General features: G+C 62.1%; 11 protein-coding genes. 5 read left to right on the top strand and 6 right to left on the bottom strand.

What is annotated here, in order from left to right:
• Positions 1-32: 32 nt before the first annotated feature.
• The 5 genes from AC6H4Z_RS06220 to AC6H4Z_RS06200 form a co-directional block, all read right to left on the bottom strand.
• The gene (locus AC6H4Z_RS06220) at positions 33-2,717 is read right to left on the bottom strand and encodes an MGH1-like glycoside hydrolase domain-containing protein (RefSeq protein ID WP_497545876.1); all 2,685 of its coding nucleotides are present in this window, start codon (positions 2,715-2,717) and stop codon (positions 33-35) included.
• Complete coding sequence (locus tag AC6H4Z_RS06215; protein ID WP_497545875.1) at positions 2,714-3,484, bottom strand: SDR family NAD(P)-dependent oxidoreductase; 771 nt, start codon at positions 3,482-3,484, stop codon at positions 2,714-2,716. The genes AC6H4Z_RS06220 and AC6H4Z_RS06215 overlap by 4 nt, the downstream gene beginning before the upstream one ends.
• Before the next feature lie 68 nt (positions 3,485-3,552).
• Entirely contained in the window at positions 3,553-4,026 is a 474-nt protein-coding gene (locus AC6H4Z_RS06210) for a BP74-related protein (protein WP_497545874.1), read from the bottom strand.
• Entirely contained in the window at positions 4,013-7,177 is a 3,165-nt protein-coding gene (locus tag AC6H4Z_RS06205; RefSeq protein ID WP_497545873.1) for an efflux RND transporter permease subunit, read from the bottom strand. Before AC6H4Z_RS06205 ends, AC6H4Z_RS06210 begins: the two co-directional genes overlap by 14 nt.
• Before the next feature lie 103 nt (positions 7,178-7,280).
• The gene (locus AC6H4Z_RS06200; RefSeq protein WP_497545872.1) at positions 7,281-7,754 is read right to left on the bottom strand and encodes a MarR family winged helix-turn-helix transcriptional regulator; all 474 of its coding nucleotides are present in this window, start codon (positions 7,752-7,754) and stop codon (positions 7,281-7,283) included.
• A 363-nt stretch (positions 7,755-8,117) separates the two neighbouring features.
• On the opposite strand from AC6H4Z_RS06200, the gene AC6H4Z_RS06195 reads away from it, so the two are divergent.
• Both AC6H4Z_RS06195 and AC6H4Z_RS06190 read left to right on the top strand, forming a co-directional pair.
• On the top strand, positions 8,118-8,942 hold the full coding sequence (locus AC6H4Z_RS06195) for an SH3 domain-containing protein (protein WP_497545871.1): 825 nt from the start codon (positions 8,118-8,120) through the stop codon (positions 8,940-8,942).
• Positions 8,943-9,034: 92 nt separating this feature from the next.
• Positions 9,035-9,427 carry a hypothetical protein gene (locus tag AC6H4Z_RS06190; RefSeq protein ID WP_497545870.1) on the top strand — a complete coding sequence of 131 codons (393 nt, stop codon included), beginning with the start codon at positions 9,035-9,037 and terminating at the stop codon, positions 9,425-9,427.
• Positions 9,428-9,429: 2 nt separating this feature from the next.
• Here the strand turns inward: AC6H4Z_RS06190 and AC6H4Z_RS06185 are convergent, their stop codons facing one another.
• Positions 9,430-9,891 (bottom strand): response regulator, encoded by a 462-nt coding sequence (locus AC6H4Z_RS06185; protein WP_497545869.1) that lies wholly within the window; start codon positions 9,889-9,891, stop codon positions 9,430-9,432.
• Between the two features lie 159 nt (positions 9,892-10,050).
• Here AC6H4Z_RS06185 and AC6H4Z_RS06180 point away from each other — a divergent pair, with 159 nt between their 5' ends.
• The 3 genes from AC6H4Z_RS06180 to AC6H4Z_RS06170 are packed head-to-tail and all read left to right on the top strand — an operon-like array spanning position 10,051 to position 12,842.
• Positions 10,051-10,734, top strand: coding sequence for a LuxR C-terminal-related transcriptional regulator (locus tag AC6H4Z_RS06180; protein WP_497545868.1), 684 nt, complete (start codon positions 10,051-10,053; stop codon positions 10,732-10,734).
• Positions 10,735-10,794: 60 nt separating this feature from the next.
• Positions 10,795-12,504, top strand: a complete 1,710-nt coding sequence (locus tag AC6H4Z_RS06175) for a sensor histidine kinase (RefSeq protein ID WP_497545867.1) — start codon at positions 10,795-10,797, stop codon at positions 12,502-12,504.
• The gene (locus tag AC6H4Z_RS06170; protein ID WP_497545866.1) at positions 12,501-12,842 is read left to right on the top strand and encodes a hypothetical protein; all 342 of its coding nucleotides are present in this window, start codon (positions 12,501-12,503) and stop codon (positions 12,840-12,842) included. The genes AC6H4Z_RS06175 and AC6H4Z_RS06170 overlap by 4 nt, the downstream gene beginning before the upstream one ends.
• Positions 12,843-13,157 lie beyond the last annotated feature (315 nt).

Here is a 13,157-nt window from a genome sequence, read left to right as displayed (position 1 = left end):
CCTGGAGGAATGCCAGCGCTGCATCACTTGCCCTATCTGACGGACGGCACGCCACTCTGCTGAATGAGCTTTGCCACAAGCGACGTCCATCCCGTTTGATGCGACGCGCCGAGCCCCGCGCCCGTGTCCGCGTGAAAGTACTCATGGAACGGAACGAGATTTCGCCAATGCGGATCTTGCTGCAGCCGCTCCGACGACCCCAACACCGTGCGGCGTCCGTCATGCAGGATGAACAGTCGAATCAGTCGACGCGAGAGTTCCACCGACACTTCCCAGAGTGTCAGCATCTTGCCCGATCCGGCTGGATACTCCACGGTGAATGTTGGCCCGTAGTACCAATCGAACTTCTGCAGCGCCTCGATGATGAGATAGTTGAGCGGCATCCACACCGGTCCGCGCCAGTTCGAGTTGCCGCCAAACAAGCCGCTGCGCGATTCGGCAGGCTCGTAGTCCGCCTCACCGAGCTCATGGCCATTCACGCATAGACGGAACGGATGCTCCGCATGCCAGCGCGATAGCGACCGCAGACCATACGGCGACAGAAACTCGTTTTCGTCGAGCATCCGTTTGAGAATCGCACGCAGGCGGGGCGCGCTGACGATCGCGAATAGTCGCCGATCGGCTTCGCCCATTCGTACCACCGACGCGGCATCGCCAACGAGGTCGGTTCTGTTGTGGAGGAACCAATCGAGCCGCGCATGAAACCCGGGAAGTTTCGCCAACAACTCGGGATCGATGGTTTCCACAGCGAGCAGCGGAATCAGTCCAACCAGCGAGCGCACGCGAATGTACGTACGATCGCCGCTGGGGAAGCTGATCAGATCGTAGTAAAACTCGTCGTCATTGTCCCAGAGGTCGACGCCCGGATCTCCCAGCGCCGCCGCACGATCGTTCATCGCATGAGCGATGTGAAAGAAGTGCTCGAGGAATTTCGTTGCGACGTCCTCGTACGCTTCGTCTTCACGCGCCAACTCGAGAGCAATCGCGAGCATGTTCAGGCAGAACGTCGCCATCCAGCTCGTGCCATCGCTCTGGTCGAGTCGCGCCCCATCGGGCAGCGGCTCACTGCGATTGAACACACCGATGTTGTCCAGGCCGAGAAAGCCGCCCTGAAAGACGTTTCTCCCTTCTGCGTCCTTACGATTGACCCACCAGGTGAAGTTGATGAGCAGTTTGTGAAATACTCGCTCGAGAAACTTCACGTCGCCAATGCCGGTTGCCTTGCGCTCGATCTGATACACGCGCATGGCCGCCCACGCGTGCACCGGTGGGTTCACGTCGCCGAACGCCCACTCGTATGCTGGTAGCTGGCCATTCGGATGCATGTACCATTCGCGCAGCAGCAGTACGAGCTGCCGCTTGGCGAAATCGGGATCGATCATCGCCAGCGGAATAGTGTGAAACGCCAGATCCCACGCCGCGTACCACGGATACTCCCATGTATCCGGCATCGAGATGACATCGTGATTGTTCAGGTGCAACCACGAGTGATTTCGTCCGCCCCACCGCTCGAGCGGCGGCGCGGGTCCATCCGGATCGCCGGACAACCACTGATGCACGTCGTAATTGTAGAACTGTTTGCTCCACAGCAAACCCGCGAACGCCTGACGCTGTACCAATCGCTCGTCGTCCGAGACTTCGTCGTCTGCCAGCGGCCGGTAGAACACATCCGCTTCGGCGGCGCGTGTCGCGAACAACGGATCGAACGACGGACCGAACGCCTCAGCGCCATTCACTTCCGACGATAGACGAAGGCGAATCACCCGCTCTCCACCAGCGGGCACCGACAGCCGATATCGCGCCGTAGCCTTCGTCCCTTCGCGCTCCGGATTGACGGCATCCGCGCGACCCGCGATGACGTATTCGTGAAAGGCATCCTTCACATACGGCGTGTGATTCGGCGATTCGAACAGACGCTCGGCGTTGGTCTCGTTCTCGGTGAAGAGGAGTTCGGGTGCACCCTCGCAGGTGAGATGATATCGGCCCAGCGTCTCGTGCTCGGCAAGGATCTGCGCCGATCCGTCGTGCGTTAGCAATGCTGACAACGAGGGGCGGTACGCGTGCTGCCCCCAGCTCCACGTGTTCCGGAACCAGAGCGTTGGCAGCACGTCGATCTGCGCGTCGTCGGGTCCGCGGTTCGCGATGGCGATTCGGACCAGAATGTCGGTCGGTGACTGCTTTGCATATTCAACCGACACGTCGAAGTAGCGATTGTCGTCGAATACACCGGTGTCGAGCAGCTCGAACTCCGGATCGTCCTTGCCGCGCCGGCCGTTCTCGGTGACGAGCTGATCGTACGGAAATGCGCGCTGTGGATATTTGTATAGCGCTCGCATATACGCGTGCGACGGCACGTTGTCGACGTAGAACCAGTAGTCCTTCGCGTCTTCGCCGTGATTGCCTTCGTGGCCTGTCAGGCCGAACGCGCGCTCCTTGAGCATCGCGTCGGCGCCGTTCCACAGCGCGAGCGCAAAGCACAATCGCTGGCTCTCATCGGAGATGCCGAGCAGCCCATCTTCGTTCCAGCGATATGCGCGACTACGTGCTTGATCGTGCGGGAAGTAGCGCCAAGCATCGCCGTCGGCACTGTAGTCCTCGCGCACGGTGCCCCACGCACGCTCGGCGAGATAGGATCCCCACAGACGCCATCGGGCGACTCCCGCGTGGCAGTCGTCGAGCCGCTTCTGTTCTTCGGTTGCTCGGACGTCGGTGCTCAATACATCGTCACCTGTTGGGTCAGCCCGCCATCGACGTAGTACGTGCTGCCCGTGACGTACCCCGCCTCGTCGCTCGCGAGAAAGACGGCAACCGCGGCGACATCCGCTGGCTTGCCGAATCGACCGAGCGGAATCTCGCTCACCGCGTTCTTGTAAGCGACCGGATCATCGAGCACCGATTGGTTGATCGGCGTCGCGATCGCACCCGGCGCGATGTTGTTGACCGTGATTCCGTGCGGTGCAAGCTCCATGGCCACGTTGCGCATCATCATGCGAATCGCACCTTTGCTCGCGCAGTACGAAGTGAAGCCGGGGAACGGGATGTCCTCGTGCACCGACGACATATAAATGAGACGCCCGCCGCCACCTTGCTTCACCATCGCGCGCGCCGCGAGCTGACTCACGACGAATGAACCGTACAAGTTCACACCAAGCACGCGATTCCATTCGTCATCGGTGGTATCGAGGAAGTCGTGCTTGATCTCGATGCCCGCGTTGTTGATGCAGACGTCGATGCGACCAAACTCGCGCACGATGCGTTCGATCATCGCCCCGACCTGATCGCGCTTCGACACGTCCGCTTCTGCCGCGATGGACCGACCTCCGAAACCGGCAACAGCTTCTTCTGCTGCCGCGCAGTCTTTCGGACTCCCGGGCCGATAGTTCACGATGACGTGAGCACCCTCCGCGGCGAATCGAGCCGCGACACCTGCGCCGATTCCACTCGACGCGCCGGTGATGAGGGCAACCTTGTTCTCCAAACGCATGAAAGCTCCACACTGAGGACGTTCTTAACAGTGTAGAGCTTTGACGCGCGGTGCGAGGCCGCGAAGCGTTAAAGAGTCGCTAAGCGTGTGACGCCGATCGGTTTACTCTCCCAGGGACACCATGTCGCCTGGGTCGAAGCAACGCTCCCGGTTCCCCAGAGAAAGAAGTCATCGACGTCCTTGGCGGTGCGCATCGGAGCCCCATCACAAAGCTCGATGGCGAAATCGGCGATCCGCACCGTTTCGGGCACGTAGTGGAACGGGTACTTCGCATCGAGGCCCTGGCCTCGTACGATCTTGCCAGTGATCAACTTCGGGCCCGTGCCCGTCCTGACGAATGCTTCTGCCTGAGCAATCGTGGCAGAATCTGTCACGATCACATGAAGTGTGTCGGCCGGTCGCGATGGAAACACGACCGTCACCAACGCCGCCGGGCCACCTACGGGATCGATGATTGGCCCGAGCGAGGAATCGGAGCCGCACGCGGCGAGGAGCGTCATCGCCGCCGCGGCCAGAACTGAAGTGCGTCTATTTATCTGCATGTCCGCCCAACCGTGCAGGCTGGGCGGCGGTCACTCCGTGCGCAGGCTTCTTCGCTCCAAACTTGCTGAACAGCCACTCACGCCATTCGTCGAAGATCTCGTAGACGGTGGGGATCACGAGCAGCGTGAGTACCGTCGACGCGATCACTCCGCCGATGACCGCGCGTCCGAGCGGCGCGCGGAAGTCGGCGCCTTCGCCGTAGCCGAGCGCAACGGGGATCATGCCGGCAATGAGCGCGAGAGTCGTCATGAGGATTGGGCGAAGACGCGTACGCCCCGCTTCGATCAGCGCGTCGCGACGCGTCGCGCCACGATCTTCACGCGCCCACTTGGCGAAATCGATGAGAAGAATCGCGTTCTTCGCGACGATTCCCATGAGCATCATCACGCCAATCAAGCTCATGATGTTCAGCGTGTCGCGCGTGATGAGCAACGCACCGACGACGCCGATCAGCGACAGAGGCAACGAGACCAGAATCGCCAGCGGATCGAGGAACGATCCGAACTGAATCACGAGAATGAGGTACATCAACATGACGGCAATGCCCAGCGCGAGAACCATCGCGGTGAAGACTTGATTCTGACTTTCGATCTGTCCCCCCTGATCAATGCTGTACCCGGGCGGCAGCCGAACCGCGTTGACGCGCGACATCACGTCGCGAGCGACATTGCCCACGGATGCACCCAGTACATTCGCACCAATCGTGACGACACGCTGACGCTGAAAGTGATCGATCTGCGCGGGGCCATACCCCTGCGTGATCGTCGCAACCTGACTGAGCGGCACGAACGTCGGTGCACCGCCGCCAACTGTTGGCGCGAGCACCACCGGCAGCTGCCCGAGGTCCGAGGCATTTTCGCGCGCCGCAGCAGCGAGCCGCACATGGACGTATCGCGAGACGCCGCCGGGATCGACCCATGTGCCTGCGTCGACGCCAGCGAACGCGTAGCGAAGTGACTGCGCGAGCTGCGCCAGGCTCACATTCAACTGACCGGCCAATCCACGATTTACTTCGACGTTGAGCTCCGGCTTCTGGCCGCGCGTCGAGAGTCCAACGTCCACCGCGCCCGGCGTTGCGCGCACAGAATCGGCGATCGGCTCGGCGAGTCTCGCCAGCACGTTCGCGTCAGGGCCTTTCAACTGGAGTTGCAGCGCCTTCTGATTTCCGGCAAAACCGCCCGCAGCGTAAGTGTACGCGGTCGCGCCGCCGACCTGTGCCAGCTCTTTGCGAAGAAGTTGGCCGAAGTTGTCCTGGCTGATCGATCGCTGATGCTTCGGAATCATGCGCACGTAGATCGTCGCATTGTCCACGGCACCTGACCCCGAGCTGCTGCCGACTGTCGTGTAGACGTACGAAACTTCACGGTGTCGTCGCGCGATCGATGCGACTTCCTCCGCCTTGAGCGTCGTGTATTCGAGGCTGGATCCGGGCGGTGTTTCGACGTTGATGTTCAATTCGCTGTTGTCGCTCAACGGTGCGAATCCAAAGCCGCCGAACTTCACCTGCAGCCCGATCGCCGCAAAGAACGAGACGGCGGCGATGCTGACCATGAGCACTCGGTGATCGAGTGCCCACGCGATGAGGTTCTTGTATCGATCCGCCTGCGAGTCGAACCACTTGTTGAATCGCTCGAGTGCTCGGCCAATCGGGTTGCGACGTTCGTGCGCCTCGAGCTGCGGATCGGGCCAGTAGGCCGAGAGCATGGGGTCGAGCGAGAACGACACGAAGAGCGAAACGAGAACGGCCGCGGCGATCGTAATGGCGAACGGTTTGAAGAACTGTCCAGCGATGCCTGGCATGAAGCCAACCGGCACGAACACGGCGACGATCGAGAAGGTCGTGGCGGTGACGGCCAGACCGATCTCGTCAGTGCCGTCGTGAGCGGCACGCATGTGGTCGGCGCCCATCTCCACGTGACGCACGATGTTCTCGCGGACGACAATCGCGTCGTCGATCAGAATACCGATCGCGAGCGAGAGACCCATGAGCGACATCACGTTGAGCGTGAAGCCGAAGAGGAGCAGCGGAACGAACGACGTCAGCACGGAGACGGGCAGTGCCAGGCCCGTAATGACCGTCGAACGCCACGAGTTCAGGAAGAGAAAGACGACGAGCACCGTGAGCAGCGCGCCCTCAATCAGTGTCTCTTCGACGTTGCGCACCGAGTTTCGCACACGGACACCGGCGTCGCGCACCATCTCGATTCGCGTTCCAGGCGGCAGCGTCTTTTCGAGCTCGGCGATGCGCTTCTTCACCGCGTCGCTCACCGCGGTCGTGGCGTATTCGCGCGCTTTGACGATGTCGAGGCCGATCGCCTGCGTTCCGTTGAACCGCGCCGCCGACTTCGGTTCGGCCGCGCCGGCTGTCACCGTCGCCACCTGGCCAAGTGTGATGAGCTGACCGTTTCGCTGCGCGATGACGAGCCCGGCGAAGTCTTCCGGTCGGTCAAAGCGTCCCTGCAAGCGAATCGAGCGCTGCTCGAGTGGCGTGGTCACTTCGCCAACGGGCGCCGCAAGGTTCTGCGCGCGGAGCGCGTTCACCACCTGGTCTATTCCGATGCCAGACGCCGCCAGGGCGGTCGGCCGTACTTCGACGTTGAGCTGCGCGCTGTCGCCGCCGGCGATGTTGACCTGCGCCACGCCGGCGATCGATCGCAGTTCGCCGCCGATAGTTTGATCGGCGAGCTGTGTGAGTTGCGGTGACGAGAGCACACTCGACGTGAGCGCGAGCGAGACGATCGGCAGCGAATTCGGATCGAAGCGCTGAATGATCGGCTCGAGCATTTCCGCCGGGAGTTGCGCGCGCACCGCAGATATCGCGTCGCGCACATCCTGCGTGGCCTGGTTCACGTCCTTGGAGAACGAGAACTGGATGATGATCTGCGCAAAACCGTCGGTCGACGTCGAGTTCAGCTTTTCGACGCCGCTGATGCCGGACAGCTTGTCCTCGATGCGTCCGACCACTTCGCGTTCGACGACGTCGGGCGCGGCGCCGGGATAGGCGATGCCGATGAAGACGATCGGTTGGTCGATGTCGGGAAACTCGTCCGTGTCGAGCCGCGCCAGTGAAGCGAGACCGAACACGACGAGCGCGATCATGGTGACGACGGTGATGATCGGTTTTTCGATCGCAAAATCAGAAATGAACACTCAGGCGACCAGATCAGAGATTAGTTCGATACGCACGATAGTTTGGTCCTTGGAAGCAATATATCAGCCCGCTCGGCGACCAGACCCGGCCGTCGCCGGGACGTTACGGTTCTGGAGACAATGACTCGATGACCTCGACGAGCGCCGCCTCGAGGCGCTTGAGCGATGCTGCCGGTACGCGGCCCAGCACGTTCGCCGCGGCGGCAAAGTGCGAGCCGTCCATCTTCGCCAGGAAAGCGTTGCCCTTTGCAGTGAGCGCGACCTGCTTTCGCCGCCGGTCACCGGGATGTTCAGTTCGACGCACGAGTTCATCCTGGACGAGGCGTTCGATGAGCTGGCTCGTCGCGGCAACGCTGAGGCCGATTTCGCGTGCGAGATTGGAGATCGTTTGATCGCCGCGCTCGCGCAGCGCCATCACCGTCGCGATAGCGGCGAGGGATAGGTTGCGGCTGTGGAGGAACTTGATCGTCTGCCGCATGGAATCGCGGAGAACGACGGCGCGAAAGTCCTTGAAGGCGCGGAGTACGCGCTGCTCGGGTCCGTCTTCTGACGGCTTCGCGCGACGGGGCGAGGTCATGGATCCAACGGTAGCGCTCCTGGCAAGGTTCAGGTAGGCGGGGCGAAACGACTCGGGCGCATTCATCCGCTCTCTCCGTGAAATTCGGCAATCCCGTTTCTGCCGTTCACAAAGTCATCGAAGCCAGAAAGGGTAGTACGCCCAGCTCAACGGCAGCGCGTAGCCTCGCAATCGGCTTCGAGCGACGAGGCACGGTTCTGGCGGCTCGCGCAACTCGATTGCACCCAGGGGCACATCTCCGACATCCGACGGTACTATCGGACGTTTTCGAAGGTGATGCTGTCCAACCAATAGGTTGCTGCACCGCGCTCGATCTCCGAGTGCGATGTAGTTGGGGAACGCACCCTCAACGAGGCGGTTCGAATGCGCTCTGTGCGATGCGATGTCTGCGGCACCAAGGCGCTCACGGCCGCGTCTCAGTGCCCCAAGTGCAGTCACCTGTTCGAGATGCGAGACGGCTTCGGACAGCTGCTTCCGCTCTCCTACTGCTCGAGTTGCGACTCGTATTATCCAGAAACACTCGGATCGTGTCGCTGGTGTGGCACCAAACCAGAGCCGCCTCCGAACGTGCCGCGCGTCTGGGGATATGTCGGTGCGGGAGCGCTCGCTGTGCTCGCCATCGTTGCGTTCCTCATGCGCGACTCTCGGCCGAGGCGGGACGACGCACACGTCACCACGGTGTACAAGTCGGATTCCGCGCCGCAGAAAGTGGACACCGCCCCGACACTCACCGCGATCGCACCGGGTGACACAGCGACATCACGAGTGACGATCGCTAGTTCGGGGAGCATCGATCAGGATAGTCTTCGTTTTCCGGATCCGCCGCCCGTCGCCGCGCCCGATCCGATCGCGCCGGTCGTTCCACAGGCGGCGCCTCGTACGGTCGCGACGACGAGCACGCTTGCGAAACCATCCGCGAAATCGCCAGCGCCTGTTCCGCCGAAGGCACGAGTGACCTCACGGTGGGTCAACTCTGTGGCGCGAAATTGGGTCGTCGTCCGCTCCGACGCGAGCAAGGGTTCACGCATCGTCGCATCGCTCGGACCGAACTCGCGCGTGCAGCTCGGTGAATCGCGCGGCACGTGGCGGCGCGTCAAGGCGCGCGGAATCGCCGGCTGGGTGGAATCGCAGTCGGCGTTCGTCACCATACGAACCTCCGGGAAAGCAGGCGGCCTCGCCGCACGCTAAGTGAGTACGCCAACTGTGCGATGGTGATGGCCGCCCAGCTGCGTTACTCATGAGACTCGCCCGAAGCTTTCTCGAATCCCGGAGGGATTCAGATGTTACGCAAATGGACTATCACGACCGTCCTCGCTCTTGTCGCCATCACCGCTCCGCTCTCCGCGCAACAGCCCCTGTCGGACAGTGCGTCGCGACGCGACGTTCGCATCGACACGGTTGAGCGATTGAATGCTCCAGGGCTCGTTAGTGAAAGGGCGTTACTCGTTGCGCCTGCTCGCTTGAACTTCACCGCCGATACACCCGCACGCACGACGGAGATGGTTCCAACACGCGCGCTCATGTCATCGGAAGGTTCGCGCAACCCCGCAATGATGATTGTCGGCGGCGCCGCAATCCTCGTTGGCGCAATCGTTGGCGGCAATGGCGGCACTGCGATCGCAGTGGGCGGCGGTGTGCTCGGCCTTGTCGGCCTTTGGAACTATCTGAAGTAGCGTTAACGCAACCGGATGAGTTCGACGATCTCGACCCAGTGGCGTTCCAGGGAATGCAGTGCAGTCAAGAGTCCTGGCAGCGTCACGGGCTTGGTCATCGAGGCGGAGCGTCCGAGTCCACACCGCGACACGGCATCGCCATTCCGCGACGATGAAGACAGAAACACGACGGGAATGTCGCGAAGCGTGTCGTCGACGTCTTCGATTTTCACCGCGGTTCGTGGCTCCGTCGCGGGGACGTTGAGGTCCAACAGAATCAGCCCCGGCCGGGGTGCTTTTCCTGTCTCGCCAGCGTAGGCGCGTCGTTGATACAGATAGTCGAGCAACTGCTCATCGTCGTCGACGTACCGCACGACATTGGAGAGACGTGCATTGGCCATCGTCTGCCGGGTGGCATCGCGAGCGCCGGCATCATCGTCACAGACGAGAATCGTGATCGGAATCGTGTTCTCGCTTCGCTTCATGAGGCTCCGGCGTAGGTGCGGTAGATAGGCCGAGCGTTCGGACGGCGCAATCGCACAACGGTGTTAGGCGCTCGTACTCCGTTGGATCGCGAGCCTCTCGGTCCCGAAAGGATTGGCGGCATGGCATTGCTGGCGCCCCGCTTGCCGGTACCTTCCGTGGTGACTGATAATCCGCACAGCGCTAGCCTGACGCCTTCGGGCGAAATCATTACGGTCGCGATCGTCGATGACAATCGACTGGTTCGCGAGGCGCTCACGTCGATGCTCAATGGGCTTCCGGACGTTCGGGTCGTCGCATCGGAGGTCGCCGACCCGGCCTTTCTCGCCACCGAGCATCCGAACGTTCTCCTGCTCGACGTCGGCCTTCGCGATCAGGACAGCCTGCGCGTGGCGGCAGCGCTTCGACGAGACGTTCCTGACGCCAAGATCATCGTGATGGATCTGGTTCCCGTGAACGAAGAAATCGCCGAGTTCGTGAACGTGGGCGTCTCCGGTTTCGTTCTCAAAGACGCCACGTTCGATGAATTCGTCGAGACGATTCGCTCGGTGGCCGCTGGCGAGAAAGTGTTGCCGCCCCGAATGACGGAAACGCTCTTTTCACAAATCGCGAAACTCGCTGGCGAGCGCGGCCGTGAACAGGTGCTCGAAGACGTCCGAATGACCCGCCGTGAGCGCGAGGTGATCGCGCTGATTGGCGAAGGACTCAGCAATAAGGACATCGCCAAACGGCTCAACATCGCGGCACATACGGTCAAGAGCCACGTTCGCAACGTCATGGAGAAGCTGGCGTTGCACACGCGGTTACAGATAGCCGCGTACTCGCACCGCGACGGGCCGGCCTAGCGAAGGGTAGTCGCTCACCGAACGGGTGAGCGTCAGGTCTACCTACTTTTTCACCCGTTCGTGCGATGGGCCACGGCCGAGCTTCGGCCTACTCTCCGTAATGGCCATCTTCCCGCTCGCCCGACAGTCGTTTGCCGCGATGCCGATCAGCGCCTTCGCAAGCGCGACGAACGCCGTGGCAGTTTGACGCGCCCTCAGCTCGACCAAGCTGCGATCGCGTCTGCCCCCCGCCTGCCGAGCTTCGATCGACGTCGCTCGCTCGCCGCGGCGGAGGATGCGCAGCGTATCGCCAGCTTGGCCCAGGAGTTTCAGCGAAGCGCGGCCGAACTCGAAGATCACGCGCGCAAGCTGCGCGGGACGCTCTCCGCACTCGAGTTTGCGAACGAAGAGTTGGATCGAAGTGCGGCGGAGGTCGCAGCGGCGCAGGCGATTGCCGACGCAGCCTCGGCGCGGCTGGCACGTCTGCAGAGTATCACCGCAGCGCTGAGTAACAGCGTGACGCTCGAAGGAGTCGCCGATGCGGTGTTGCGCGAGGCAATTGTCGCTCTCGAATGCGACTCCGGCACAGTCGTCATCGCCGCCGGTGGGCCGCGAACCGACTTCGTGTTGCTCCGAGAGGCGGGATCGCTCGACGCGATCATGCGGTCGTTCGCGCATGACGGCCCGGCAGTAGTTCGCGGTCCGTACACCGACGCCATAGCGCAACGCCGGCCTCTCTACCTCGAGTCGTTCGAAGAGATGGTCGCTCGCTATCCGGCGTTTCGGGACGTCGGGGTAGACGACGCCAGCGGCGCATGGATCTTTCTTCCCCTCGAAATCGACGGCGCAGGCGCCGGCGCGCTTGCCTTCGGATTCTCAGGACCTCGAACATTCTCGGCGCTCGATCAACAGTTCGCCGACACGGTATCCCGCTACTGCGCACAGGCGATGGATCGCGTCAAACTGCGCGTCGAAGCAGCGGCGGCGCTGGCCGAGGCGCGCGATGCACGCTTGGTGGCCGAGCACGCGAACAACACGAAGACGCATTTCCTGCGCGGCATGAGTCATGAGCTACGCACGCCGCTCAACGCCATTTCCGGCTACGCGGAGTTATTGGAGCTCGGGCTTCGTGGCGCGGTGAACACGGCTCAGGTCAAGGATCTCGATCGCATTAGGCGCGCGTCGGCATATCTGCTGCGTTTGATCAACGATGTTCTGACTGTTGCGAGATTCGATGGCGCACGACCGCTCCGGCTCGCGACCGTCGATGTGACCGAGGCACTCGCAGAGGTCGAGGATCTCTGCGCTCTGCAGGCCAAGGCCAAAGGCGTTACGCTCTCCATCACGCCTTCAACCTCACCGTTTCTCGTCGTAGCCGACGCCGAGCGGCTCCAGCAGATTTTGCTCAATCTGGTGGGAAATGCGATCAAGTTCACTGGCGCCGAAGGCAGGGTCGACGTCACGTCGGAGCTCGCCGACGATTCCGTTCGAATCAGAGTGAAAGACTCAGGGGTCGGCATCCGAGCCGCCGACGCGAGTCGTGTGTTCGAACCCTTCGTTCAAATCAATCGCCACCTGACGCTGCCACTGCAGCAGGGCATTGGTCTTGGCCTGTCCATCAGCCGCGATCTTGCTCATGCAATGGGCGGCGACCTGACACTGGAAAGTGTCGAGGACGTTGGTTCGGTCTTCACGCTATCGCTTCCATTGGCCGATGCGGATTCGCTCATCACCGCCGCGTCGGCAGTGGTGGAACAGATGTCGTCCCGAGACCTCAAGGCAATAACGTGAGTCCGACCAGTCTCAACTTTCCCGAGCTGCTTCACTTCGCGCATCGCTTCACTGTCGCCACGGGTTCGCGACTCGAGCGAGCATTCATTCGCGCGCTCCGCGCACGCACGAGCAGTACTCCGCAGTCGCTTCGCGACGCGATCGGCGATGCGACTCGTGAGCTCCAGGCGGCGGGGTATGCGGATCAGTCCATCCTCGACGTGTTGAGCGAACTGGTGGAGGACACGGGGCGCGCGTGCGGAGCTGATCGTCTGTCGCTGGTATCCGGACAACTGCGATGGATGCCGGTCCGCACGGAAGTGCTGAAGCTCGCGAGCGCAGCACTGCGGACGGCTTGAGCGCTGCCGGTGGACAGCGGCCGAAGAACGACGCGCGACCGGGCCACCCCACAAGAGACCGCTCAAGCGCCAGGTCGCGCCGCACGTGTCCGTTCGTAGCGGCGAATTCGCCGCGCTGGTCTTGGGCATAGCGTTCATCGACGCAGCGCTTCGGCTCTGATCGCTCAATGTAGATCGCTCTTTCTACATTTTTCATTGACGACTGACTTGGCCGCTCGCCGCCGCTCGATGGGCAGAGCTCGTAGCGGCCCAAAGACCAATGCAGCATACGCGGCCGCGTCGGTAGGCTGCTGGACGCCGCGCGATGACGAGAAT

This window comes from Leucogemmata humicola, assembly GCF_055379415.1.
This window is presented reverse-complemented; position numbering and strand designations above follow the sequence as displayed.

Coding starts and splice junctions, on each gene's coding strand:
- AC6H4Z_RS06215 (WP_497545875.1), bottom strand. CDS start 3,484: ATGCGTTTGGAGAACAAGGTTGCCCTCATCACCGGCGCGTCGAGTGGA.
- AC6H4Z_RS06210 (WP_497545874.1), bottom strand. CDS start 4,026: ATGCAGATAAATAGACGCACTTCAGTTCTGGCCGCGGCGGCGATGACG.
- AC6H4Z_RS06185 (WP_497545869.1), bottom strand. CDS start 9,891: ATGAAGCGAAGCGAGAACACGATTCCGATCACGATTCTCGTCTGTGAC.
- AC6H4Z_RS06190 (WP_497545870.1), top strand. CDS start 9,035: ATGTTACGCAAATGGACTATCACGACCGTCCTCGCTCTTGTCGCCATC.
- AC6H4Z_RS06200 (WP_497545872.1), bottom strand. CDS start 7,754: ATGACCTCGCCCCGTCGCGCGAAGCCGTCAGAAGACGGACCCGAGCAG.
- AC6H4Z_RS06195 (WP_497545871.1), top strand. CDS start 8,118: ATGCGCTCTGTGCGATGCGATGTCTGCGGCACCAAGGCGCTCACGGCC.